Raw genomic sequence first — 23,155 nt, 5'->3', positions numbered from 1 at the left:
CATCTCCTACAACAAGAGGAGCATCACGATTATCAGGATGCCCACTGCAAAGACAAACAGATATGTCTGCGTGATTCCGGTCTGGCCGCCCTTTACTACTCGGGACATATATGCCATCGAGTGCTGAAGGGCAGGGTTCATGCCATCGATTATGGTGCTTTCAAAATATCTCCAGACAATGCGGTATATCGCCAAGGGTCCTACCACGCCGCCCCAGTAAAGCGCGGTGTTGAGGTACCACCTGTTATAGAGGAACTTCCAGATGGCCCTTGTGACGATGCTCCTTGATATGACCTGTGGGTCTGCCTTCCTGCCGATGTAGAACACATAGCCCAGCGCGCCACCTATCGCAAATGCGCCCACCGACGCGGCTGCTGCAAGTGGATGAAGCCCAAGGAAGGTCCTGTCGCCTTCTGGCGCGATAGGGATGGTTACCTCTTCGGTGTGCTCCTCTTCGCCGTGGATACCAAACGACTCTTCGAGGTACACGGCGAACAGGTGGTGGATCTGCGCTTCAAACGCAAAGCCGACGACGCCTATCGCTATCGACGCGACTGCAAGAATGGCAAACGGCACCCACATGCTGCGCCCTACTTCGTGCAGGTGCCCATGGTGCTCCATCTCCTCCACATGCTTGCTTCCCCTGCCAAAGAATGCCATCCCTATCATCCTGAAGGTGTAGAACGCAGTCATGATCGCGACCACCACTGCTATTGTAAAGAGTGGCCACGAATACGCATAGCCGGAATCGAGGACGGCAGCAAAGATCGCGTCCTTGCTCCAAAAGCCAGAGGTGAACAGAGGAGCACCTGCAAGCGAGAGGCTTGCAAGAAGCATAAAGATGTAGGTTTTCCTCATGTGCTTCTTCAGCCCGCCCATATCGGTCATGAAACGGGAACCTACTGTGTGCAGTATGGCGCCGGCTCCCATGAAGAGCGACGCCTTGAACATTGCATGGCTCATCAGGTGAAAGAACCCGGCAGTGTAGCCGTCCACAAAGTTGAGCGAAAGACCTGCAATGCCAAGACCCATCATCATGTATCCTATCTGCGAGCCTGTGGAATACGCAAGCACCTTCTTTATCTCCGGGTTGACAAGCGCCTGCGTTGCGAGCAGGAACGCGGTTATGGCTCCCACCCACGCCACCACTTCAAAGAACCGCTCGACGCTGAATGCGCCTATGGTTGCAAGCGCAAAGAACAGCGGCCCAATGCGCGCCACTAGAAACACACCGGCCTTGACCATCGTTGCGGCGTGTATGAGCGCCGAGACCGCTGTGGGGCCGGTCATGGCCTCAAGCAACCATTCGTTAAGCGGGAACTGTGCAGACTTGCCTATCGCGCCACCAAAGAGCAGGACAGCTGCCGGCACGAGCAGGTTCTGCTGTGACATTGCAAAGGCCCATGACGGGTCTTCCACCAGCTCTTTGAACCCAAAGGTGCCTGCATGCATGAATATGAGGAACATGCCGGCGAGCATCATGGTGTCCCCTGCGCGGGTCATGAGGAACGCCTTCATGCCTGCATGGGTAGGCGAGGCCCACATTGGGATGCCTCCGGCGACGTGTCCTTCTCTGCCGACAAAGTCCTTCTTCCTGTCGTGGTACCAGAACCCAATGAGCGCATAGGAGGCAAGGCCCACTCCCTCCCATCCAAAGAACACCATGAGCAGGTTGTCAGACAGGACGATCAGTTGCATCGAGCCTATGAAGAAGAGCATGAAGAACCAGTAGCGCGTGAGATCCTTGTCGCCGTGCATGTAGCCGGTCGAGTATACCATAATTAGGAACGAGATCCACGCCACGAGGTTGGTCATGACGATCGCAAGCGGGTCTGCAAGGATGCCAGCCTTGAGGCCAAGCGAAGAGATCCACGGGATCTGGCTGTGCACTTCAGAACCCTCTAGTGCAAGCGGGATCAAGGTTGCCGCTGAAATCGCGCTTGCAAGCGCAAATGCAACTGCAGTATAGTCTCTGATCCTGTGTCCTGCACGGGCTACCGCCGCGATTATAGCGGCTCCCACGAACGGGAGTATCCACACAAGCCATGCGTTTATTGCGATTCCTTCAAAGCCTACAACAGCCATCTAGATCACCCTAATGTCCTCCTTCCCCTCCAGCAGTGGCGGCTTCTGGAGGAGCAACGACAACGCTCTCGCCACTGTTCTCACTCTCCTCTATATGCACTGGAACAGGCAGCACTTCCGAATTGCCTTCAAACATGCCGTTGATATAGTCATCAATTGGAGCCAGGAACAGGTCAGGATATACGCCGATGATAAGCGTCATTGCTGCAAACACCGCCATGGTCACAGTGATGTAGCGGTTTGAGTCCTTGACGTGTGCAAGCTCTTCAGGGATCTTGCCAAAGAATATGCGCTTGAACATCCACAGGATGTAGGCAGACGACAGCACGGTCGCAAGTATGCCCAGCCCAAACATCGTAGTCCTGAGCGGGTCCATGTCAGTAGCCGCCGTCTGGAGCATGCCGTTGAACAGTATCCATTCGCCCATAAAGCCGCTCGTGGGCGGTATCCCGATTATTGTAAGCGCGCCGATCATTGCAAGCACCGCAGTGTAGGGCATCTTGCCTGCCAGCCCACCCAGCTTGGTCATGCTCCTTGTGCCGGTCTGCAGGATAATTGAGCCGGCCATCATGAAGAGGATAGCCTTGCCAAGGCCGTGCGTCACGTACATCAGCGTGCCGCCGGTTATGCCAAGCACGCTTTCAGCTCCCAGCCCAAACAGGATGTAGCCCATCTGGCTGATGCTAGAGTAAGCGAGAACCTTCTTAATATCGTCCTGCATCAGCGCCATTGCGCCGCCGTATATCATGGTGGCAAGGCCCCACATGTTGATGTAGAGGCTGTACTGCTCATAGGCGCCCGTGCCGCCTAGAAGCTCCATCCACAGTCGCAAAAGGCCGTACGCGCCGATGCCGATCATGGCGGGAGACAGGAGCGCCGAAATGGGTGTCGGGGCCTCTGCGTGGGCATATGGGAGCCAGATGTGGACCAGAAACGCAGCCAACTTTACTCCGAGGCCGATAACAAGCGCAAACACAATAAGCGGCAGCCACTGCGCCGGGATGTTGCCCGCGTTAGCCCTTATGGTGTCAAAGTCAAAGCCGCCTGCAAAGAATCCCATGGCCAAAAGACCGAGCAGAAGCACGACTGCGCCGACATGAGTCCAGAAGAAGAACATGAGAGCTATTCTGCGCCTTGCACCATAGCCATAGAACGCAACCAAGAAGAACGACGGGACGAGCATGAGTTCAAAGAACACGTAAAACTCGATCAGGTTTGTCGCCAGAACCGTGCCCAGCATGCCCATCGAGAACGCAAGGTAGAGCGAAAAGTAGAGCGCAATCTGGTTCTTGACACGCTGGTCGGTTTCAAGCACGGTTAGCTGTTGAGAGCTGGAGATGTTGGGGCTGCTGCCGTGCGAGCTGTGGTCGTTCCCAGCTGATGCAACAGGACCGTTGCTGTCGCCGTTGTGCCCGGCCTTGTGCTCTGGCAGGTCTTCTGACACCTTGTGGACCATGTAAGGCTTTGAGTAGAGCGCAAGTACGGTGCACAGTATATAGATAATAAGTGCAAAGGGCAGGCTCAGCCCGTCAAGGCGAAGGCCAAAGTTGCCAAACTGTCCCCACACGTAGCTCTCGACGTATGTTTGCTGCTGGCCGTTGTAGATCCCGATCGCCGGGATGAGCAAAAGGGCCGTCGATACTGCAAGTATGCCAAAAGAGAACCAGGTCGCGGCGTTTACACCTGCCTTCCTGCCAATGCCATAAGCCACCGGCGCAAGAAGGAGGGGTATGAAGGTCGCTGCCAACAGGAAATATGACTCTGCCATTTTGATTTTCTAACCCCGCATGCTCCTAAATTCTGCGACATCTATCTCCTTGTACAACCTGTACGCCACGATGATAAGCCCAAGCCCCACAGCCACCTCTGCCGCCGCGATGGCTATTGAAAAGAGCGCAAACGTCTGCCCCTGCGCGTTTGGCAGTCCCCTGGCAAATGCGACGAGCACCAGGTTTGCAGCATTGGCAATGATTTCTATCGAAAAGAGCATCCTAATCGCGTTGCGCTTGACAACGAGCCCGTAGATGCCAATGGCAACAAGCGCCAGCGCCACTATGAGGAAATCAATCAGCTCGCTCATGTTGTTGCTCCACGTCCTCTCTGCGCGCAAGTGCAAGCGCCGCAATCACAGACCCTGCAAGGGTCAACCCCAATATGATGAGTGCTGGCGCATAGTATGTCAGCATCAGCTCGCCTATCTGGGTAAAGTCTACATTCTGCGGGCCGCCAAAGTTCCCAAACTGGCCGTTGAGCCCGGATATAAGCAATAGCGCCCCGAGGCTTGCCATGATGATAAGCATCAGCGCAATGCCGGCGCCCTTCCTCTTTTTGTCTTCCTTTGTGGTGAAAAGGGCCTGAGTCCTCACCAACATGACTGTGAATATGATGAGCACAGCCACCGCTCCGACGTAGACTGCGATCTGGAACATCGCCACGAACGGCGCGTCCAGTAGTAGGAAAAAGCCGGCGATGCCAAGCATCGAGATCGCAAGGGCCACCGCGCCATAGATAAGCTCGCGCGCTTCAAGCGCGATTATGGCCGTGCCAACGGTGAGAACTGCTACTGCGATAAAGACAGGATCAGCCATGTGTGGCCCCCCTGTCGTCTATCACTATCTCAACATCGCCCTGGTACTTTGGCTTTATCGCAAGCTGGGCTGGTGTGTAGATCAAGTGCTCCTTTGTAAACGCAGACAGCTCGTAGTCATTTGTCATAAAGAGCGCATAGAACGGGCACGCGTCAACGCACAAGCCGCAAAAGACGCACTTGCCATAGTCAATCTGTGGCATGATGCCCTTCTTGTTCTGCTTCCACGACTCGTCTACTTTGACCATGCCTATCGCCTCTGCGATGCCTTCGCAGGCTATTGCGCACAGCTGGCAGCCTGTGCACTTATCGTGCATCAATATATGGCGGCCACGGTAGCCGGCGATGCCGACACCCCTCTTTGGATCGAACTGGTAGCCGTCGCCTACGAACTTTAATTTTTGTTCTGGGTAGCGGAACGTGAAGCGCTTGATGACCAAGTGCTTTGAGCCCGACTCGATAGCTTTGATGAAGCCGCCCGCCGATGTCATCTAACTAGCAGACCTCCCGGACCAAGTATGCCGCCATATATTAGTGCAAGGGCTACGAACATGTTGATGAACGCAAGCACGATCAGCTTGTACCAGCCAGTATGGAGCAGGATGTCTATCCTGATTCTTGGGCTGATGCCTCTGGGCAAGAGCATAAGCAGTATCATGCCAAACGTCTTGAGCGTGAACCATAGAGTAGCGTTGGCTGCCTGCTGGTCATAAAGCGGTGCAATGTTTATGATCGGAGTCTCGACCTCAGGTGGGAAGACCATCGGGCCGGCCCAGCCACCAAGGAACAGCACCACGAATAGTGCGGCCAGCGCATACGTCTTAACGTACGACCCAAGCTGGATTAGGCCATATATCATGCCTGATGTCTCTGTGAGCCAGCCGGCGACGATTTCAGACTCTGCCTCTGGCAGATCGAACGGGATCCTTTCAAGCTCTGCAAGCGAGGAAATGTAGAACACAAAGGCGCTTATCGGCAGGAAAAAGATGAACCAGTACGACTGGATCTGGGACTCGACGATGCCAGTCAGGTTGAGCGTGCCAGACAGTATGACAACCGATAATGCGGACAGGATGAATGGGATTTCAAAGGCGATCATCTGGTGCAGCGCACGCAGGCCACCAATGAAGGGGTACTTGCTGTTGCTTGCCCAGGAGAAGAGAAGCGCGATGAGCGGGAAGAACCCGAGTATTGCAAAGACTGCCAGCAGGCCGACATCAATGTCTGCAACAACATATCCTGGAGCTGCAGGTATGAGTGCGACCACCGCAGCGGCAGTCGAGACGAACGCTATTGGCGCTATCCAGAACATGGGTTTGTCTGCGCCGGAAGGTACGATTATCTCCTTGGCTATCAGCTTCAGGCCGTCTGCAATTAACTGGAATATGCCCTCTATCTTGCCGGCGTAAAGCGGGCCGACGCGCAGTTGCATCTTTGCCAAGAACTTGCGCTCTACGAATATCGTCACGGCCGCTATCAAGGCTGCATAGGTGAACCCGGGAAACAGGGCCACCCTGAACAGGTCGGTCGTCATCAGGTGCTCGATTATCGGTATCGTGCGCGACGGGTCCACTATCATCGTCAGGAACAGGTACGGCGTCAGGACCTCGTCTCCTAGTGGAGGGAGCGGCACATAGAACAGGACTATGAACAAGAGCGGGAGCCCTACAAGTGCGACTATGATGAGTATCCAGAATATGAGCCAGATCAGGCTGCCGACAAATTCTCCAAAGCGGAAGTTCTGTGGGTAGGTCGCCATATCTCTACCTGTCAGCCTCCACCGGCCAGTAGTTGAGAGACCAATACACAGCAGGCATGTCTGCAAGCCTTTGCCCGACCAACAGGTACGGTAGCGCAAGCATGTTGCGGAACGAGCCCACAGATATCTTGACCCGGTATGGCTTGGGCGTGCCATCGCTTACAACATAGTAGCCGAGCGCTCCCCTACCCGATTCGACCCGCCTGTAAGCCTCGCCTGGCGGCCCTTTCGGGTTTGGCTGGAGCTTGGCGCGGACCTCGCCGGACTGCGGCATCTTGTCCAACAACTGCTCGATTATATGGCACGATTCCTGCATGTCTAGGAACGGGACGTACGACCTTGCAAAGCAATCGCCAGTCTTCATGTACTGGACCTTAAAGTCGATCTCGTTGTAAATGTCATATGGCTCGGCCTTGCGTATGTCATACGGGACGCCTGATGCTCGCAGGACAGAGCCAGTGACACCGAGCTTTGCCGCGTCTTCCTTTGACAGCACGGCCACACCTTCAGTCCTCTGCCTAAAGAGCGGCATGTTGTAGAAAATGTCCTCGTATTCCTTGAGGCGCTTTTGGAAGTACCTTACCTGCCTCAGGCACCTGTCCTTAAAGCCGTCGGGCATGTCGTTTCTGACGCCGCCAGGGATGTTGAAGGCGTGCGTCACCCTTGCGCCCGTGAGTGCTTCAAGGAGGTCGATAAAGAGCTCTCTGTCACCTGTCGGCCACATGAACATAGTCGAGTGGCCTAGGAAAATGCCATAGATGGCAAGCCAGTAGAGCGTGTAGACCTGGCGGTTGAGCTCTGACGCAATCGCCCTTATGTACTGGCCTCGCCGTGGGACCTCTATCCCCACCAGCTCTTCAACTGCAAGGCTGTAAGCGTAGGTGATGTTTGTAGAGTCATGGATTACAGGCCTTTCCAGATGAGGAATATTCTGGATCACGTTTCGATATTCGCACATCTTTTCCTCCCCGCGGTGGACGTAGCCGGGGTCGGGATCGCAGTAGATGATGTAGTCGCCGTCGACCTTGACTGTAAATCGAAAGTGGCCGGAGCCGGGATGCTGGGGGCCAATGCTCAGGGTCATCAGCCTGTCCTCTTCTGACTCTTTTACTATCTGGAGCCCCAGTCTTTTCGATTCTTCAAACTTGTCTTCTAGGCTTGTCATGTTATTATCTCCCCTTTATCCTAAAGTCTTTGCGGAGCGGCGGGATGTCTGCCCAGTCTTCGGGCAGCAGGAACCGGTCGTTCCTTGGGTGGCCCTCAAAGTAGACGCCCAGCATCTCAAATGTCTCCCTCTCGTGATATTCCACACTTTTGTACACGTTAATTAATGTTGGGAGCCGGGCATCATCCCTGCTAGTTCTAGTGGTGAGCGAAAGTATGTGCGCGCCAAGATCTTCGCGGGTGTACGAACCTAAATGATAGATGACTTCGATCTGGTTGTCCTTTGGATAATCGGTCCCGGCTACAGACTCGGCGTGGTCAAATCCCATGTTGTCACGGAGGAACGTTGCAACTTCGACAATGTTGCTCGGCTCGACCTGTATCTTGATCCTGAACGGCTTTATGAAAACTACCTTGATGATCGATTCGCCAAACTTCTTCTTTATCTCCTCCACGAGCCCCTTTTCAAACGGAGGCGCTTCAGGCTCTTTCTTTGGAGGCGTCGCTCCGGCTGCTGTGGGCTTTGCCGCGGCCGGTGCTGGCTGCTTGGCAGCAGCAGCTGTTGCTGTCGCAGGTGGTTTTGCGGCAGGAGGTTTTGGTGGCGGTGAGCTTGCGGCGGCCGGCTTGTTTGGCTCATCCTTGTTGGCGCTCATGCTACTTTATCTTTGACCTTTTGATCTTTTCCTGCAGCAGCATTGTTCCTTGTATAAGCGTCTCAGGTCTTGGAGGGCAGCCAGGCACGTAAACGTCTACAGGCACAATGCCGTCGACGCCTGGAAGAACGTTGTATGAGTCGATGTAGAGCCCGCCTGTTATGGCGCAGGCACCCATTGCAATCACGTACTTTGGCTCCGGCATCTGGTCGTAGACCATCCTCAGCCTCGGGGCCATCTTTCTTGTCACCGTCCCCTGCACTACAATAAGGTCGCACTGCCTCAGCGAGCCGAACGCTTCGATGATTCCGAACCTTTCGACATCGTACCTCGGTCCCGAAGCCGCTCCAAACTCGACGCTGCAGCATGCAGTTTCAAGGTGCACGGGCCAGAGTGACCAGACCCTGCCCCAGTTTATGGCGTAGCCTAGCGGCGCATCCAGTGCTCTCACCAGAATGTCGCTGAGCTTGCTCACCATTATGTTAAAGTTGGTGGGGCTGACGAGCTCTTTTTTCAATGCCGGTCCTCCTCGATTTTTTCTCCGCAGCATAGATATTTAATGCTTGTTAGCAGAATCATCGCCATCACCAAATTCCTTTCCTCCCTGAAAGGTAGAGTGCATAGCCCATGGCGGCGAACATTATCCCTAGGAACCCGATTATCGGGAGCGTCGCGGCCCGGGGAATGTTGAACAGCGCGGTTCCCCACGCGTAAAGGAAGATTGACATCACGTCAAAGACTACAAACATCAGGATGTAAGCATAATACTGCATCATAAAGTGAGACCTTCCCTCCCCTGTTGGCATCTGACCGCACTCCATAGGAAGGAACTTGACCGGGTTGTACCGGCGTCTTGGCGAGATTAGCCTTGACAGAACCAGAGCGGGCACTGAAGCTAAGAGGCCGAAACCGAGCATGTATAGAATTGGAGTAAAGTCCGCGGCGGTTTCTCCAGCCAAGGCATGACTTGCTGTTTTTCGAAGATATAAAAACCTAACGAGCAGGTTCCATTTCTCGCAATTAGCTCTTCAAGATCATGTTAAACAATTGTCGCGCTGCCAGCTTTGGGTGGTGCAGCGCAAGCTTCATCATCTTGCCTGCCGTAAAGTCGGCCTTGATAAAGTCCAGAAACTCGTCGACTGTCATGTCCCGGAGAATTTCTATCTCTTTATCCCATTCTTCGTCAGTCAGGCCGAGCCAACGCGTCTGTACCCTCAGGGCCGACTGGATCTTGGATTCGACCTTTGCCTTCCATGCTTTTTCATAGTCCATCAAAGATTCCCTGCTGGCACCACGCGGAAGCGACTTTGCCCCCACCTCCCCGGCCAGCCTTCCAAATTCGATTGCATAGCGTATGCCCTCAAGCACTAGCGGGTTTGACTGGCCTGCCGAGTCGCCCACCATCACAAGGCCATCTGCGATGCTATTCTGCCTGACCCCCTCGTTTGGTATGAACCCATAGTGGAGCTCCACCGGCTGTATCTTTCCAAAAGTGTCAAGTGGCCTGTGCCTTTTTTCCAAAATGTCGTGCAGTTTTTCAAGCGGTTCTGCGCTCGATTCTGGCCTGCCAATCCCTACTCCTATCCTGACCCTGTTCCTCGACAGCGGGAATATCCAAGCATAGCCGGCGTCCGAATAGCGCCGGCCGACCATAAGGACCCACGTCGCGCTGTCAATGTCGTCGCAGTAGCATTCGTACTCGGCTCCGACCCCGTAGCGCTTCCATTCGCCTGAGGCGCCAGCTCTGCGCGCGACAGAGGCGGAGAAGCCGCTTGCGTCTATGACAAGCGTTGACCGCACAGTCAGATCGCCCTTGGGGGTGCTTGCCTTGACGCCGGCGATCTTGTTATTATCCTGTTTGAGCACGTTGATGATGTTGCTTTTCACCATGATCTTGGCGCCGGCCTCGGCCGCCATAAACGCCAAGTGCTGGTATGTCCCCCTTACATCAAGGACGCACGACTTAGGGGTGCTTCCGGAAATCATGACGTCGTTTAAAGGCGACACAAAGCGGTAGTTCTGTACAGGGTTGTAGTATCGAGCAGGTATGCCGAGCCTCTCCATTTCCGAAATCCAAGTGACGCCGCTTGTTCTGACGCTGTGAGCAATGGCTTCGTCCTTTTCAAACAAGACTACCTTTGCGCCGGCCCGTGCTGCGGAATATGCGGCAGAAAGACCTGCCGGCCCGCCCCCGACGACTGCAATGTCGTATCTTTCTTCTTCCATCTATCCTAATCATCATCCTGCTGTGAATGAGATGCCGTCAAACCGCATGTATGGAAGTATCGAGTCATAAAGGACTTTACGTTCCTTTGACACTCCGTTGAGCCGGCGCAACGCTTCAAAGACATTGCCGGCCACCATCACTTCCTTGACAGCATGCTGTATCGTGCCATTCTTAACTAGCCGGCCTCCCTTGACCACGCCAGAAAAGTCGCCGTTCACAGGGTTGACGTTGCCAGAAAACCTGCTGATTATCATGCCGTTTTTCATTTCAGACACGAGGGTGTCAAGGCTTGACCTGCCCGGTCTGACTACAAAGTTGGTAGTCGACACGGAAGGAGGAGAGCTTATCGAGCCGCCGGCGTTGCCTGTGCTCCTGACGCCGTCCTTTTTTGCAGTATAGGTGTTGTAGAGGAATTTGTAGAGCACCCCTTTTTCTATCACGACGTTTCTGCGATGAGGTACGCCTTCCCTGTCAAAGCTGGACGCTCCAAGGGCCTCTACATTGGTTGCGTCGTCCTCCACGGTCAGCAGGTCTGACGCGACCTTTTTCCCTATCTTGCCAGCAAAGTGGCTTGACTTTTTCTGGACGGCGTCTGAATTGATAGAGTGTGAGATCACTTCCTCCATCATTTCATTTATGGCAGCAGGCGTCAGCAGCATTTCTCCTTTAAAGCTCTCTATCCTGCGCGGCCCAAGCGAGTTGACCACGGTTTCTGCAAATTCTGTAGCGGTCGCGTGCACATCAATGTCTCTGACAAAGTGCGAGCCTCCAAGCTGAAAATCAAAGCTAGAGATGTCGCCGCCATCTATTGCCATGCCCATTATAGACCACGAAAAGATGCTTGTCTTTTCTGACAGCTCGATGCCATTAGAGTTTGCAAGCCACTGCGTCGATACGTCTGCAGTAAAGTTGCCGCTGTCGACGCTCACCCTCTTGTCGTACAACTTTGCAGCTGCGAGCATCTCTGCTGCCATCCTGGCTGCGTCTGACGCCTCAAATGACTGAGCATTTTTGTCGTAGATGCCTTGAAGCATCCTTGGCTTCTTTGATCTGCTTGGAAGGACGTTGTACCTGTCCTTTGGGCTCACCCGCGCAATCTTTACCGCCATCGACACGGCGTCCTTTATCTTGCTCTTTGAAAGGCTGTTGACAGAGCAAAAGCCGGCCGAGCCCCTGACAAAGACCCGTATCCCTACCGAGCTTGGCTTTTGCGATTTTGCCTGCTTGATATCGTTATTCTCGATAAAGACCTCGGATTCGCTGCTGGCCGCCGCGCACGCTTCGGCGTCGCTTGCGCCAAGAGCCTCCGCCTCTTTGATAGCATAGCGCAAAAGGTCCTCCAAAATCACTGCAACCCTCCAATTACAGCAGTGCACCGGATGTGCGGCCCGCCTCCATCAACCTTGGCCAGCTGGTACTTGCCGCAATAGCCCGTGCCAATGTCGTACTGGAACTCGTCGCCTACCATGTCAACCGACTTTAAAACGTGAAACGCGTTGCCAGAGATGCTTGCTCCCTTCATCAGCTCCTTTACCTCACCGTTCTCTATCAGATAGACCTCTTCTGCGCCGAACATAAACTCGCCATTGGCATCTGCCTGCCCGTTCCTTGCGCCCTTGACGATATAGCCGTGTTTTGTCTCTTTTATCATGTCTGCCAGCTTGTCTGTCCCCGGCTCGATGAACGTGTTTCTCATCCTGATCAGGGGCTCGTCGTTGTATTGGAATGCCCGGGCGTTGCCCGTTGATTCTGTGTCAAACGTCATTGCAGATTCGCGGTTATGCAAAAACGATTTCAATATCCCTTTCTCAATTATCGCGGTCCGCCCCGCGGCCACGCCCTCGTCGTCTATAATTATCGTGCCGCCGGCGTTGCCGACTATTTCTGACCTGCCGCTGTCTACCAGAGTGACAAGATTACTTGCCACCTGCTCGCCTATCTTATCTTTTACTACAGAGCCAGAAAGCACGAAGTCGGCTTCGACTGTGTGACCGATCGCTTCGTGCGACAAGAGCCCTACCATCGCAGGATCCAAGATTACTGTCGCCTTGCTGCCGTTCACATGCTTTGCGTCAAGCAGCTTGGCTGCCCTCTCAGATGCGGCGGCTGCATACTCTAGGTGGCTCTTCTTGAACAGGTCGTTCCAGCCGCCAGTTATGCCCACCCCTTCGTGTGCTGTCGCGCTTTGGCCTCCCCTTTTTGCTATTGCCACCACGCTGAACTCTGGTTTTGAGTCGTAAATCTCGACGTCGGCACCGTCGCTGTTGACGATCGCCTTATGATCGAGCATTTCCCGGTATGTGCATGATGCAGCCTTGACCACCTTATTGTTGCTCCGGGCCGCCTTTTCACCTTCCCTTGCAACTTTCACCTTCTGCTCAATGTCAACATCTGACAGGCTTACGTTGGCAGGTGCCCGGAAGGTGCCCGTGATCATTTTTGATTTCGCAAGTCCTTGCACCTTGTTCTTTTTAGTCTGTGCAAGGACGCGCGCTGCTGAAATTGCCTGATCCAATGATTCTTTTAGGAGCGATATGTTGTTCGTGCTGCTAAAGCCCCAGCAGCCGTCCACCAGAACCCTTATGCCGCAGCCTGCGTTTTCAACAACTCTTATCCTTTCAAGCTCGCCGTTGACGAAATTGACTTCGGTGGTGACCCTTGCCTGATAGCGCGCCTCGACATAGCTTGCGCCCTTAGAAGAAGAAATCAATGACCTCAGGCTATCGATTATGTTGTGGCCGTCACTGGGCATCAAGTTCACGCTTCAATTGTTATGATTATGTGTATATCTGTATCTTTTTTGTATTATTATTGTTCCAGCCAGACCGTCCTGCCCGGCTTTTTGATCTGGTAGTGCGCAAAGTTGCTCCCCTTGACTGCCCCGTGCCAGTGCCACTTGTATGCCGGAACGCATACAAAGTCCCCTTCATTTAGATAGTGTACGTCATCCATCTTGACCGTGGCGGCAGTGTCGTCCTCCATTTTGACCCCGGTCTGGACCACCACGATCCCCTTACCCTCGGCTGCAATAAGCACCTGATCCGTCTCATGGTAGTGCAGTTTTGTCCTTGCACCGTCGATGAAGGTCACCAGAAATGTCTCGACTTCTTTTGTAAGCGCGTCTGTTACCATTTTCTTTATCTCCACCCTGCCTTTAAAGTAGTGGAGCATCGATTGATCTAGAGCTATCTGCCTGATGTTTGATTTTTGCATCACTGTCCAGAACGCATGGATTCTTTTATTTATTTGGAAGCAGAGTTTAGTTTATCCAGTCCAGAGGCGGTGTTTACAATCGATGGTTTCATCTTGGCAATCTGCTTTTGTCCAGAGCCATCAGAATTCATGACATAGATGCCCACTTCTTCAGAAATTATCCTTGTAAGAGCTATCTTTTGTCTATCTGAAAACCAAACAAGTTGCCATCATGATCATTACCTGTAAGATCTCTAAAAGAGCCGTTGCTGATATCAATCACATATATCCCTCTAATCGTTCCAAAGGCTATTCTGGTGCTATCAGGCGACCACACCAGAGGCCCTCCTCCAAACAAAAATTCGCCTGTTGCAGCTAGCCGGGTTTGATTCTGACCATCAGCATTCATGATGTAAAGATTTGCGGGACTGAATTCGTCTTCTGCTTGAAGAAAGGCAGTCTTGTTCAAATCCGGTGACCAAACATGACTGCCGCTAACATTATAATTAAAATCGAATAGCTTCCTTATTTCTCCAGTGTTAAAATATCTATTCTTTGAAAGAAGACGCTCTAAATGATCTCTTGTCTTTATCAAAAACTACACTTTCAAAAATGATCTTGTCATTTGATGCCCATGTTGGTTTGAAATCATCTGTCGTACCGCCATCATTTGCCAGGTTCTTGATATTATTTGTTCCATCAACATTCACTACAAAAATATCCTCATTTGCCTCATAGGCTATTTTTGTGCCGTCTGGAGACCATACATAGCAACCAATAAGACCATCGGATGAATCAGTCAAATGCACTTTGTTTGTTCCATCTGCATTTATGAAATGTAGACCAACTTCAACTTTCCTGCCAACTGAAGGCAAATTAAAAAAGCTACTGAGTAACATACACTATCTTTGAGCCATCAGGCGACGATACCGGCTCGAAATACCACATGCCATCATCTTCAGTCAGCTTCATCAGACCTGTCCCATCATCATTTACAATGTATAGCTGGTAGGTATCAGTTCTGTTCATCAGGCTGGAGAATACCACTCTGTCATGCTGCTGGCTAGCCACTGTAGGCAGCAAAAACGAAAATAAAAGCACAAACGCGACACCGACAGCTAATCCGGCTATTACCGGGGCTGCCAACCAGCCTGCCATGCCTTATCTTGATAAAACTAGCTTTTGAGCTTTTGTCCAAACGACTAGTTGCAGAGCCTAGATATCGACAGATTGGCCGTTCCTGTATTTATCGCTAAATATCATGTCCACGATTTTTGCTGCAACCTGCTTCGGCTCGAGCATCCTGTCCCTGTTCTCTTTGTAGTATTCCGGGTCTGCTTCCTGCATTTTCGTTGCAACCTCGCCTGGGCATATTGCCATTACCTTGATTTTGTGGCCGGCAACCTCCCACGAGAGGCTCTCGGTGAGACCCATCATGCCAAACTTGCTTGCACAGTATGCCGACAGGCTATCAAAGCCGACCTTGCCGGCGCCCGAGCTGATATTGACTATGGCACCAGAATTTTTATCAAGCATGTAAGGCAGGACGGCTTTGCAGCACAGGAACGCGCCTTTCAGGTTCACGGCAAGTATTTGGTCCCACTCTTTTTCAGAGGTGTCTACCAGCTTTTTCACCGTAAAGATGCCGGCGTTGTTGACCAGAATATCGACTGGCCCAAATTTTTCGACAGCCTTTTTGACAAGGTTGTCGACCTGCCAAGAGACGCTGACATCGCATTTTACTCCAAGCACGCCTAAATGTATCTCTTTGATCGCCTCGACAGTGTTATTTATCTCGCTCTGGGTCCGGGAGCACACGACAACATTTACCCCCTTTTTTGCAAGCAGGATCGCAGTTTCACGCCCTATTCCCCTGCCACTTCCGGTGACTATGGCAGTCGCCATCAATGATCAAAAGTATATTGCCTATCTTATAATGCATTAATGGTGTTGTGCCAGCAGCAACACTATTCTCTAGTGCAGTTTGGGCAGTCGCGTGGTGACTTGCTGCTTCTACATTCCTGCGGCGTACAGTTGCAGTCTGCGCATTTCATACCGAGATCAAGCATACAAATGATAAAAATCTTGGATTACAAGATATGTTAAAAGGCTCATCGTGCAATAACATAGCAAATTATGGTCGCCACATATCTTGAAAAAGCCATTATAGAAGGAGAAATAATAGATCGTATATGAGCGCATATCGTACTGTAGCACTAGCACCGTTTGTAATAGGCGAATTATTGATGTATCCAGATCTAAGATAGGCCATTCAATATTATCAAGCACTTGATAATTGCCAATTCATGGCTTGTCCTCACGTGACTCAAACCTACGAAGGATTTTACGCTAGATTGATCGTTATTTTAATAGGAATTGTTATTCTTGTATTCGCTCAAGTTAAAGGGCCGCGGCACATCGAAGTCGATGATATGAATAGCTAAAAGTTCACGTTGCATTTTTGATTTCTTGTTTAGTTGATATCACAGTCTAACAGTTATATCCTGTCTGCCCCCTGCAAGATGCAGAGATGGACGTTATCCCGGCGACACCAGCGCCTGAATTCAGGGACATTACAGGCTGGGCAAACTCGGATCCGCTTTCGATAAAGGGCCTGAAGGGCAAGGTTGTGGTGCTCGATTGCTGGACGTATACCTGCATCTTCTGCCTGCGCACAATTCCAGTAATGAGGCGACTGCAGCAAAAATACGGAAAATACAGCTTGCAGGTGGTTCAAGCTCATTCTGCAGAATATCATTTTGCAACCGACCACGCAAACATAAGGCGCGCCCTCCAGCGCTACAATGTCATCGACATCCCAAACGCATTTGACACGAACAACAAGACTTGGGAAGCTTATGGCAATATGTACTGGCCAAAGCACGTCATTATCGACCAGAATGGCTTTATCCGCTATGAGCACGCCGGCTATGGTGGCATGGCAGACTTTGAGGATGCAATAATTGAGCTGCTTGAAGAAGCCGGGAAAAAGCCTGCTGAGGAAAGAGATCAGGACGACCCAAAGGACGAGATCCTCGACACGTACGGCATGCACTTTTATGGGATGGCACCAGAGACCTGCGTAGGGTACTCCCGGCTCAGGCGCTTTGGCAACAACCAGACGCTCAAGCCCGACGCAGCCAACATAGTGGTTGACCCCGGTTCCCACGACGTCAACGTCGTTTACCTGCGCGGCAAGTGGATATGGCAGCGGGAAGGTGTGCAGTTTTCGCCAGGCGGCAAGGAACAGAACCCTGCGGTGATAATGAACTACAACGCCGGCAAGCGTGTGCACGGCATAATGGGCACCTCTGACGGCAAGCCAGGCAGGATAGAGATCAGGCTGGACGGTAACCACCTTACAAAAGACCAGCTTGGCAGGGATGCAAGGCTTGAGGGCAGCGTCAGCATTGCAGACATCCAGTGGCCGTTCATACACAATTTGGTCAAGACGGACAAGCCGGAGATGCATGAGATAGAGATAATCCCGCGCTCAGATAATTTCGTGTTCTATACGTTTGTCTTTGGATGATGATTATTTTGCTCATCAATAATGCAGCAACTTGGTATGGGCGATCATCTTCCATTCGCCATCAACTTTTGTATAGATCTTGCAGGCGCGCCCCTTCCAATGAAAGTATTATCCATTATCCAGCCGCTGTCATAGCGTATCGACATCAACTACCACAAATGCTCCATCGCCTTCTTTTGAGACTACGATTTTTTGTATCTTGCGTGCATTGTGCACCAAGCGATGGGAATTGAAAAGATCCACCCAGCCTTTTTGCCACCTTTGGTAGTCAAACCGGCCGAGTTCAAGAACCCAGTCCACAGGATCATGCGAACTTGGAGTCTTGGGCCAAGGCCAGACCATGTCATGATGAAACATGCTCATCAGCTTGACTATGTCTTGATTGTCCCAAGTTTGTGTTTCCCTGTTTACTATCTCTCCCTAATCTCGTCTTCAGCTGATCCCATCAAGCGATCATCATATGTCAGATGCTTCTTTTTCTTGATACTAAAGTTTTTTATTCTTCTGCCGCGCCGGTTTTTTCCACTATGGAAAAAGAAGAAGCAGAAAAGCAGGCCGGGCTTGCAGAGGGCGACGTTGCGCCCGACTTTGCAATGAGGGACAAGGACGGCAAGACCATCAAACTATCAGAACTACGCGGCAAAAAGAGCGTCGTCGTCTACTTTTACCCAAAGGATTTCACACCAGGCTGTACGATGGAGGCCACAGAATTCTCCCGCGATTACAAAAAGTTCAAGGACGCAGGCATTGAGATTGTAGGGGTATCGCCTGACGACGAGGAGTCGCATCAAAAGTTCCGGGACAAGATGGGCATGCCCTACCCGCTTGTCGCAGACACAGAAAACGAAGTGTCGAAAAAGTACGGCGTCTACGGCCTGAAGAGCTTTATGGGCAGGGAGTATATGGGGGTCAACAGGTCGACCTTCCTTGTCGACAAGTCCGGCAAGATAGTCAAGATCTACAGGAAGGTTAAGCCCGCGGGCCACAGCCAAGAAGTGCTGCAGGCACTGCGGGGCTAGCTAGCGCCTGTCAAATGCGTAAAAGTCCGAGATCGGGTCTATCCTGCGGTTGTTCATCACAAGCCCGATCAGGGACCGCATTTGCTCGCAGCACTCTATGAACTGCATGCCCTTTCCAGTCGTGCGGTAGACGTTGTTTCCCTCAAAGTCTTGGGCCTTTTCAAGCAGGTTGTGCGCAAGGAGCGCCGAGAAATAGCTCTCCACCTGCGTGCTGCTGATATTAGCCTTGTATAAAATGTGCGTCTTTTTCGCACCACCCCCCATGGCAGAAGCAAGAATGTCGTATACAATGTCGACCTTGCTCCTGTGCCGCTCAGTCCTTGGCTCATAATATGAACTCATTATCTATCAAAATGACTCAGATTTTTTTCATTTAAGAGATCTACGCAACATGATTCTGTACTGTGCCTCTATTTTATAGAGCCGACAAGCTCAGACAGGTGCTCCAGAATCCTAATGTGGTGCTCCTCGTCGACGCTTATGCTCTTTAGCAGCGCGGCGGTTTCTGGGTCGTCTGCCATCTCGGCGCACTGGAGCAGCGTGTCCCGCGACTCTTTTTCATCCTTGATGGACTCGGAGATGCCTTTTTTCGTAAGGCTTGCACTGCCAGTCGCCCCCTCTATGTTAGCCATTATCTTAGAGATGTACTCGACATGGCGCAGGCCATCGCCAAGCAATGTGTGTAGGTAGCTGCGCACGAGGTTGTTCTCCACGGTCGTCAGTATGGACATGTAGTGCATCAGCTCCTTGACCTCAGCATCGTGCTGGGCCTTGAGCAAAGAGTAGAGCTTTTGCTTCCTTTCCATCTGCTTGAGCCGGGAATCCATCAGGCATATGTTGGGACGGCCGGCAATAAAAAATTGGTGGTATCTTTAAATAACTTCCCCGGCATTCCCCAGCTGCTTGGCGTCCATACAGAGCATTTGCGACTGCGCCTGCCACAAGAAATACGGCGACAAGTCGATATGCGGCAAGTGCGTCGATCGGCACAAGACATCGCCCTACTACCAGATCCTGAAAAAGTTTGATTGATTAGCGCACGATCTCTGCAGGTTTGTTCCTTTCTTTTATGGCCAGCATTGAAATCAGAATGACGGCAATTACGGCAACAAGCTGAATGAAACCATCATGGTTGAACTGCCCAAACCAGTTCCCAATGGAGGGATAATCGCTTGCCTGCAAGGCAAAGTTTCACCAGTTACATTACATTAACTGTTGCTCCGCGGCCAAGATGCGGCCCGAAATCTGCCAAGATATACGTACGGACATGATACGAGCCAGCCTTCAAAGGATAGAGCTTGATTTCATAGTTTATGTTTCGCGGGGTCCAAGTACCGTAGGATTTGGCAGGTTGTGCTCCACCCTAAAGTACCATATCGATTGATTCTTGAGTGGAGGGTAGATGGTCGCAAGCACGTTGGTGTACGGTGGCACTGCGTCATGATCGACATAAATGTGTGGGACCAGCTTCACCGGCCTGTCAACAACGCTTCTGATCTCGCCTGTTATGATAACAACATCGTCTGTGGTAACAGTATTGTCAGAGAATTGTTCATTATCGATTCTTATGGGCCTACCTACGGGACCTGACTGAATGCCGTGACCATAAGCAATACCAGCAGCAGAAGGAACCACGATCATCATCAATATGGGGAGAACAGCTAGGTAGGGCCTTCCTCCCACGCCACAAGTACACAGACCAAAGATAAATAGTCATCGTATGTTTGCGCAGCTGCTGCGTATCATTCAAATAAGATTAGCTCGTAATTGATACGTGAAAACCCTCCCTGTTCTAATGAGCGCATTGATTGTAGGAGGTGTGGCATTTGCTCTGGCCTTGTTTGTCTACCAGCCCCAGCCGCAGCATGACATTGTAAGCGGGATGATAGAGGACGACGACAACGGCTCCCTGCCAGTCGTCTTTGAAAATGCTACAAACCTCACAAACAATGAACAGGATTCTGTCTATGGCCAGGTCGCGGCATGGAACAATAGCGTCTACGTCATATGGCAGGACTCTGTTAGTGGCAGGAACTATGATATTTTCATAAAGAAAAGCAATGACAACGGAACCAGTTTTGGGACGCCTGTCAACATAAGCGACAATCTGGGCTTTTCTGAGCACCCCCAGCTCTCCGTTTATGAAAGCAACGTCTACGCGGTCTGGGCCGACAACACGCCGGGCAACAGGGAAGTGCTTTTTGCAAGGAGCACTGACGGTGGAGCCAGCTTTGAAGAAACCCGCAACATCAGCAACAACGCGTTGGACTCGTACAACCAAGAGATGGCGGCCTCTGGCGACAATGTGTACTTGGCATGGGTCGATCTGGACGAGCAGGAGAACGCCAGTATAATGTTCAGGGCAAGCGCCGACGGCGGAGCCACTTTTGGCGAGACGGTGAATATTGCCAGCAGCGGTCAGGCCAGCTTTTCATCCTTTCCCAAAGTTGCTGCGTATGGTAACGACGTATACGTAACATGGAACGTGATGGAGGGCGGAGACGAGGACGGCCTGTACTTTGCAAAGAGCTCTGACAGGGGAAGCACTTTTGGAGAAGCAGTCAGGTTTAGAAGCGATATTTCTGGCGAATCTCAGGTTGCTGCATACAATGGCACGGTCTACATCATATCAGGGGGCCTCGACCTTAAAGAGGTAAACGGCTTGTATTTCATCAAGAGTACTGACGGCAGTGAAACGTTTGCTGATCCCGTAATGATAGACGCGGATGGCAAATTCATAAACCCGCTAAACGTGGAACTGGTATCCGATGGCAACGACTCTGTATACGTCGCAGGTCAGGTCTTTTCAGGGGGCAATGAAGAAATCCTCCTGATGCAGATCTCTAGCAATAATGCGACAGGCGTCGTCAACCTGAGCAAGAATGAAAAGATCTCTGAATGCCCGTCGATAGCGATGGCCGGCGACAACATTTACGTCGTGTGGGAGGATCTGACCCCAGGTAACCACGAAGTGCTATACGCCAAAGGCAGCAAGTTATGAAAAGGTGTAGGATTGCATTTCAGTACTCCCTTTTCGCATCTGATGCTCTGCCGCTCCATCATATTATGAAAATTCCTGGAACGGCATCACTACTGAGACAGGGCGCCCGGCCATGTAAAATCACATCCTCTTGGCTTCCATCAGGCCGGCGCCCTGTATTTTGAAACCTCTTGTACTTGCATGCAAATATCAATGTAGGCTACTATATCCTTCCGTCATAATTGCAGCTAAAATCGCTTTTTTGGATCGACTTGTTCCATTTTAGTCGCCCACTGACAGATTAATACTACAACATCTTGCTCGTTTTGATAAAGATGGTGCGGGAGGTGGGATTTGAACCCACGAACCCCTAAGGGATAAGAGCCTCAGTCTTACGCCTTTGGCCAAGCTGGGCGACTCCCGCTCCTGTTAACACGCTTGCTCCGCGCTAATTTGAATATTTCTTATAATTAAGTTCATGCAAATATTGGACTTTGGCCGCGTCAAAAACTAGAGAATCGACTTTCCATGCGGTTCTTGATGCAAAGAAGAAGTTTAGAATTTTGTACTGCAGAATATCTATATAGTTACTTAAGCATAGCCGATTGATAAAATTGAGCAGCTCTAGCAGAAGGTTCGTTTGGGTGGGGATCGGGGCGAGTGCATTTATCGCGATCGTCGTGGCGAGCATCTTTGTGAATTACTATACTCTGAACAATCTGCAGTTCAGAGGGAACACAGCAGAGAGTATTGATTTTGCGACACTGAGCATGGATATGAAAATTGATGCCTGCAATCCTACTCCCATCCCTACAAGGTTTGACAAATTCACAATCGCAGTGAATTACAGGGGCGAGGAATTTGCCACCATGATGATAAATGGAAAGACCATACCACCATATCAAACCACCATTCTGGACGGACGCATGTCCGTGAATGGAGAGGCGTTTGCAGGATTATTCATGAAGACCCTTGCAGATGGTCTCGCAGGAAGACAGGGGCAATCCTTTGAGCAAGAAGAAGACATGACCGTGGTCACCACCATTGATTCTAGGGCACTTGGATTCATTCCAATTTCCGATAGAAAGAGCCTCGCGATGTCAGAGTTCCAGCAGCAGATGCAGCAGGATGATGAGGACCAATTCAGCTGTGCGTAGATGTACGTATGGCAAGATTCTGGACATCTGGCCTGAATTAATTCATTGTGGAAATGACTTTTTCACGCTCGTTATGCAACAAAAGCGTTGCATAAATTGTTGCAAAGTCATGAACGGTTCAAAAAATTATTGATACTAAGCTTTTTGACGCAAACAATCAAGCATGACTATAAAATTTTCCGACTTTATTATTTGTACTTTGGTATATCTATCCCCCTACCACGGCAGTGATACGCATAGCTAGACCAGATACGGATGATATATAAGCTAGAACTTTAGCTGCATTCTGTGCAACGCATCCATCTGATTCCTTATCCTCTGATACTCTATCTCACTATCAGTCAGCGACTTTAAAACATCCCAATCTATCGCATTGTACTTTCTCTGAACAAGGGTACGTATGTCTACGTCATCAGTACCCCTTCTTTTTGCCGCAGCCCTGAACTTGGAGACAACGAGCACTTCTACCCCTGCCGCCTTTACAGTCACTCCTTTCCTGACTTCAATGTCCTTTGCGGTTGCAACTACTCTGTCTATCGGTATGCCGCTGACATCTCGGGTATAGATGTCAATCTTGTAACCGCGTGGTGTATACCTTGCTTCCTTTCCTTTCACCTTGCGCACAAAGTATCGTTTCTCGTCTAACAGTTCAGCAGGCAGTTCTTTTGCTACCGCAAAATCCAGATCCTGCGATTCTCTGGTCGCCTTTGTCTGCAAGAATATTCCAACTGCCCCTATGAAGACAACATCCCCTAGGTCTTCCGTTATTCTCATCGCTTCCTGGATTAGCGGGTGCATGT

The 23,155-nt window shown here is 51.2% G+C and carries 29 protein-coding genes and 1 tRNA gene; 5 read left to right on the top strand and 25 right to left on the bottom strand.

Annotated elements, in window-relative coordinates; genetic code table 11:
- Positions 1-6 precede the first annotated feature (6 nt).
- From NGAR_RS05295 to NGAR_RS05210, 18 genes are all read right to left on the bottom strand, one after another.
- Positions 7-2,085: an NADH-quinone oxidoreductase subunit 5 family protein gene (locus NGAR_RS05295; protein WP_015018638.1), complete on the bottom strand. Its 2,079-nt coding sequence runs from the start codon at positions 2,083-2,085 to the stop codon at positions 7-9.
- Between the two features lie 10 nt (positions 2,086-2,095).
- Positions 2,096-3,853 carry a complex I subunit 4 family protein gene (locus tag NGAR_RS05290; RefSeq protein WP_015018637.1) on the bottom strand — a complete coding sequence of 586 codons (1,758 nt, stop codon included), beginning with the start codon at positions 3,851-3,853 and terminating at the stop codon, positions 2,096-2,098.
- Positions 3,854-3,862: 9 nt separating this feature from the next.
- The gene (gene nuoK, locus NGAR_RS05285; RefSeq protein ID WP_148681024.1) at positions 3,863-4,165 is read right to left on the bottom strand and encodes an NADH-quinone oxidoreductase subunit NuoK; all 303 of its coding nucleotides are present in this window, start codon (positions 4,163-4,165) and stop codon (positions 3,863-3,865) included.
- Positions 4,149-4,673: an NADH-quinone oxidoreductase subunit J family protein gene (locus NGAR_RS05280; protein ID WP_015018635.1), complete on the bottom strand. Its 525-nt coding sequence runs from the start codon at positions 4,671-4,673 to the stop codon at positions 4,149-4,151. Before NGAR_RS05280 ends, nuoK begins: the two co-directional genes overlap by 17 nt.
- The gene (locus NGAR_RS05275) at positions 4,666-5,163 is read right to left on the bottom strand and encodes an NADH-quinone oxidoreductase subunit I (protein WP_015018634.1); all 498 of its coding nucleotides are present in this window, start codon (positions 5,161-5,163) and stop codon (positions 4,666-4,668) included. Before NGAR_RS05275 ends, NGAR_RS05280 begins: the two co-directional genes overlap by 8 nt.
- Complete coding sequence (locus tag NGAR_RS05270) at positions 5,160-6,431, bottom strand: complex I subunit 1/NuoH family protein (protein WP_148681023.1); 1,272 nt, start codon at positions 6,429-6,431, stop codon at positions 5,160-5,162. Before NGAR_RS05270 ends, NGAR_RS05275 begins: the two co-directional genes overlap by 4 nt.
- Positions 6,432-6,435: 4 nt before the next feature.
- Entirely contained in the window at positions 6,436-7,515 is a 1,080-nt protein-coding gene (locus NGAR_RS05265) for an NADH-quinone oxidoreductase subunit D (protein ID WP_407637200.1), read from the bottom strand.
- Between the two features lie 85 nt (positions 7,516-7,600).
- Positions 7,601-8,248: an NADH-quinone oxidoreductase subunit C gene (locus NGAR_RS05260; protein WP_015018631.1), complete on the bottom strand. Its 648-nt coding sequence runs from the start codon at positions 8,246-8,248 to the stop codon at positions 7,601-7,603.
- A 1-nt stretch (position 8,249) separates the two neighbouring features.
- The gene (locus tag NGAR_RS05255; protein WP_148681022.1) at positions 8,250-8,765 is read right to left on the bottom strand and encodes an NADH-quinone oxidoreductase subunit B; all 516 of its coding nucleotides are present in this window, start codon (positions 8,763-8,765) and stop codon (positions 8,250-8,252) included.
- Positions 8,766-8,832: 67 nt separating this feature from the next.
- Positions 8,833-9,165 carry an NADH-quinone oxidoreductase subunit A gene (locus NGAR_RS05250; RefSeq protein WP_148681743.1) on the bottom strand — a complete coding sequence of 111 codons (333 nt, stop codon included), beginning with the start codon at positions 9,163-9,165 and terminating at the stop codon, positions 8,833-8,835.
- Between the two features lie 103 nt (positions 9,166-9,268).
- The gene (locus NGAR_RS05245; RefSeq protein ID WP_015018628.1) at positions 9,269-10,474 is read right to left on the bottom strand and encodes an NAD(P)/FAD-dependent oxidoreductase; all 1,206 of its coding nucleotides are present in this window, start codon (positions 10,472-10,474) and stop codon (positions 9,269-9,271) included.
- 12 nt (positions 10,475-10,486) lie between these two features.
- A complete protein-coding gene (locus NGAR_RS05240) occupies positions 10,487-11,818 on the bottom strand; it encodes a TldD/PmbA family protein (protein WP_187147675.1) in 1,332 nt (443 codons plus the stop codon).
- A 2-nt stretch (positions 11,819-11,820) separates the two neighbouring features.
- Positions 11,821-13,227, bottom strand: a complete 1,407-nt coding sequence (locus tag NGAR_RS05235) for a TldD/PmbA family protein (RefSeq protein WP_015018626.1) — start codon at positions 13,225-13,227, stop codon at positions 11,821-11,823.
- Positions 13,228-13,283: 56 nt separating this feature from the next.
- Positions 13,284-13,688 carry a cupin domain-containing protein gene (locus NGAR_RS05230; protein ID WP_015018625.1) on the bottom strand — a complete coding sequence of 135 codons (405 nt, stop codon included), beginning with the start codon at positions 13,686-13,688 and terminating at the stop codon, positions 13,284-13,286.
- A gap of 172 nt (positions 13,689-13,860) precedes the next feature.
- Positions 13,861-14,262 (bottom strand): TolB family protein, encoded by a 402-nt coding sequence (locus NGAR_RS05225; protein WP_148681020.1) that lies wholly within the window; start codon positions 14,260-14,262, stop codon positions 13,861-13,863.
- Complete coding sequence (locus tag NGAR_RS05220) at positions 14,216-14,542, bottom strand: TolB family protein (RefSeq protein ID WP_015018623.1); 327 nt, start codon at positions 14,540-14,542, stop codon at positions 14,216-14,218. The genes NGAR_RS05225 and NGAR_RS05220 overlap by 47 nt, the downstream gene beginning before the upstream one ends.
- 10 nt (positions 14,543-14,552) lie before the next feature.
- Positions 14,553-14,825, bottom strand: a complete 273-nt coding sequence (locus NGAR_RS05215; RefSeq protein ID WP_015018622.1) for a TolB family protein — start codon at positions 14,823-14,825, stop codon at positions 14,553-14,555.
- A gap of 57 nt (positions 14,826-14,882) precedes the next feature.
- Positions 14,883-15,572, bottom strand: a complete 690-nt coding sequence (locus tag NGAR_RS05210) for an SDR family NAD(P)-dependent oxidoreductase (protein ID WP_015018621.1) — start codon at positions 15,570-15,572, stop codon at positions 14,883-14,885.
- 625 nt (positions 15,573-16,197) lie between these two features.
- On the opposite strand from NGAR_RS05210, the gene NGAR_RS05205 reads away from it, so the two are divergent.
- Positions 16,198-17,199: a redoxin domain-containing protein gene (locus NGAR_RS05205; protein WP_015018620.1), complete on the top strand. Its 1,002-nt coding sequence runs from the start codon at positions 16,198-16,200 to the stop codon at positions 17,197-17,199.
- A gap of 129 nt (positions 17,200-17,328) precedes the next feature.
- Here NGAR_RS05205 and NGAR_RS05200 read toward each other — a convergent pair whose 3' ends face one another.
- A complete protein-coding gene (locus NGAR_RS05200) occupies positions 17,329-17,541 on the bottom strand; it encodes a hypothetical protein (protein ID WP_015018619.1) in 213 nt (70 codons plus the stop codon).
- Between the two features lie 185 nt (positions 17,542-17,726).
- On the opposite strand from NGAR_RS05200, the gene bcp reads away from it, so the two are divergent.
- Complete coding sequence (bcp, locus tag NGAR_RS05195) at positions 17,727-18,218, top strand: thioredoxin-dependent thiol peroxidase (RefSeq protein WP_015018618.1); 492 nt, start codon at positions 17,727-17,729, stop codon at positions 18,216-18,218.
- Here bcp and NGAR_RS05190 read toward each other — a convergent pair whose 3' ends face one another.
- A complete protein-coding gene (locus tag NGAR_RS05190) occupies positions 18,219-18,560 on the bottom strand; it encodes a winged helix-turn-helix domain-containing protein (protein WP_015018617.1) in 342 nt (113 codons plus the stop codon). It lies immediately after the preceding gene.
- Positions 18,561-18,628: 68 nt separating this feature from the next.
- A complete protein-coding gene (locus tag NGAR_RS05185) occupies positions 18,629-19,045 on the bottom strand; it encodes a ferritin family protein (RefSeq protein WP_015018616.1) in 417 nt (138 codons plus the stop codon).
- Positions 19,046-19,121: 76 nt separating this feature from the next.
- Between NGAR_RS05185 and NGAR_RS18720 the strand changes: the two genes are divergently transcribed.
- Complete coding sequence (locus NGAR_RS18720) at positions 19,122-19,250, top strand: hypothetical protein (RefSeq protein ID WP_266190390.1); 129 nt, start codon at positions 19,122-19,124, stop codon at positions 19,248-19,250.
- On the opposite strand, the gene NGAR_RS17235 is transcribed toward NGAR_RS18720, so the two are convergent.
- Both NGAR_RS17235 and NGAR_RS05180 read right to left on the bottom strand, forming a co-directional pair.
- Positions 19,251-19,400: a hypothetical protein gene (locus tag NGAR_RS17235; protein WP_187147673.1), complete on the bottom strand. Its 150-nt coding sequence runs from the start codon at positions 19,398-19,400 to the stop codon at positions 19,251-19,253.
- 129 nt (positions 19,401-19,529) lie between these two features.
- Positions 19,530-19,862, bottom strand: a complete 333-nt coding sequence (locus NGAR_RS05180) for a hypothetical protein (RefSeq protein ID WP_015018615.1) — start codon at positions 19,860-19,862, stop codon at positions 19,530-19,532.
- 151 nt (positions 19,863-20,013) lie between these two features.
- Here NGAR_RS05180 and NGAR_RS05175 point away from each other — a divergent pair, with 151 nt between their 5' ends.
- On the top strand, positions 20,014-21,219 hold the full coding sequence (locus tag NGAR_RS05175; RefSeq protein WP_148681018.1) for a sialidase family protein: 1,206 nt from the start codon (positions 20,014-20,016) through the stop codon (positions 21,217-21,219).
- Positions 21,220-21,534: 315 nt separating this feature from the next.
- Here NGAR_RS05175 and NGAR_RS05170 read toward each other — a convergent pair.
- Positions 21,535-21,622 (bottom strand) — tRNA-Leu (locus NGAR_RS05170).
- A 190-nt stretch (positions 21,623-21,812) separates the two neighbouring features.
- On the opposite strand from NGAR_RS05170, the gene NGAR_RS05165 reads away from it, so the two are divergent.
- Positions 21,813-22,355, top strand: coding sequence for an NDR1/HIN1-like protein (locus tag NGAR_RS05165; protein WP_148681017.1), 543 nt, complete (start codon positions 21,813-21,815; stop codon positions 22,353-22,355).
- Positions 22,356-22,622: 267 nt separating this feature from the next.
- Here NGAR_RS05165 and NGAR_RS05160 read toward each other — a convergent pair whose 3' ends face one another.
- A complete protein-coding gene (locus NGAR_RS05160) occupies positions 22,623-23,153 on the bottom strand; it encodes a hypothetical protein (RefSeq protein ID WP_015018612.1) in 531 nt (176 codons plus the stop codon).
- Positions 23,154-23,155: the final 2 nt, after the last annotated feature.

This window comes from Candidatus Nitrososphaera gargensis Ga9.2, assembly GCF_000303155.1.
In the GTDB taxonomy this organism is placed as follows: domain Archaea; phylum Thermoproteota; class Nitrososphaeria; order Nitrososphaerales; family Nitrososphaeraceae; genus Nitrososphaera; species Nitrososphaera gargensis.
The sequence above is the reverse complement of the archived record's forward strand: the minus strand, read 5'-3'. Positions and strand labels throughout refer to the sequence as shown.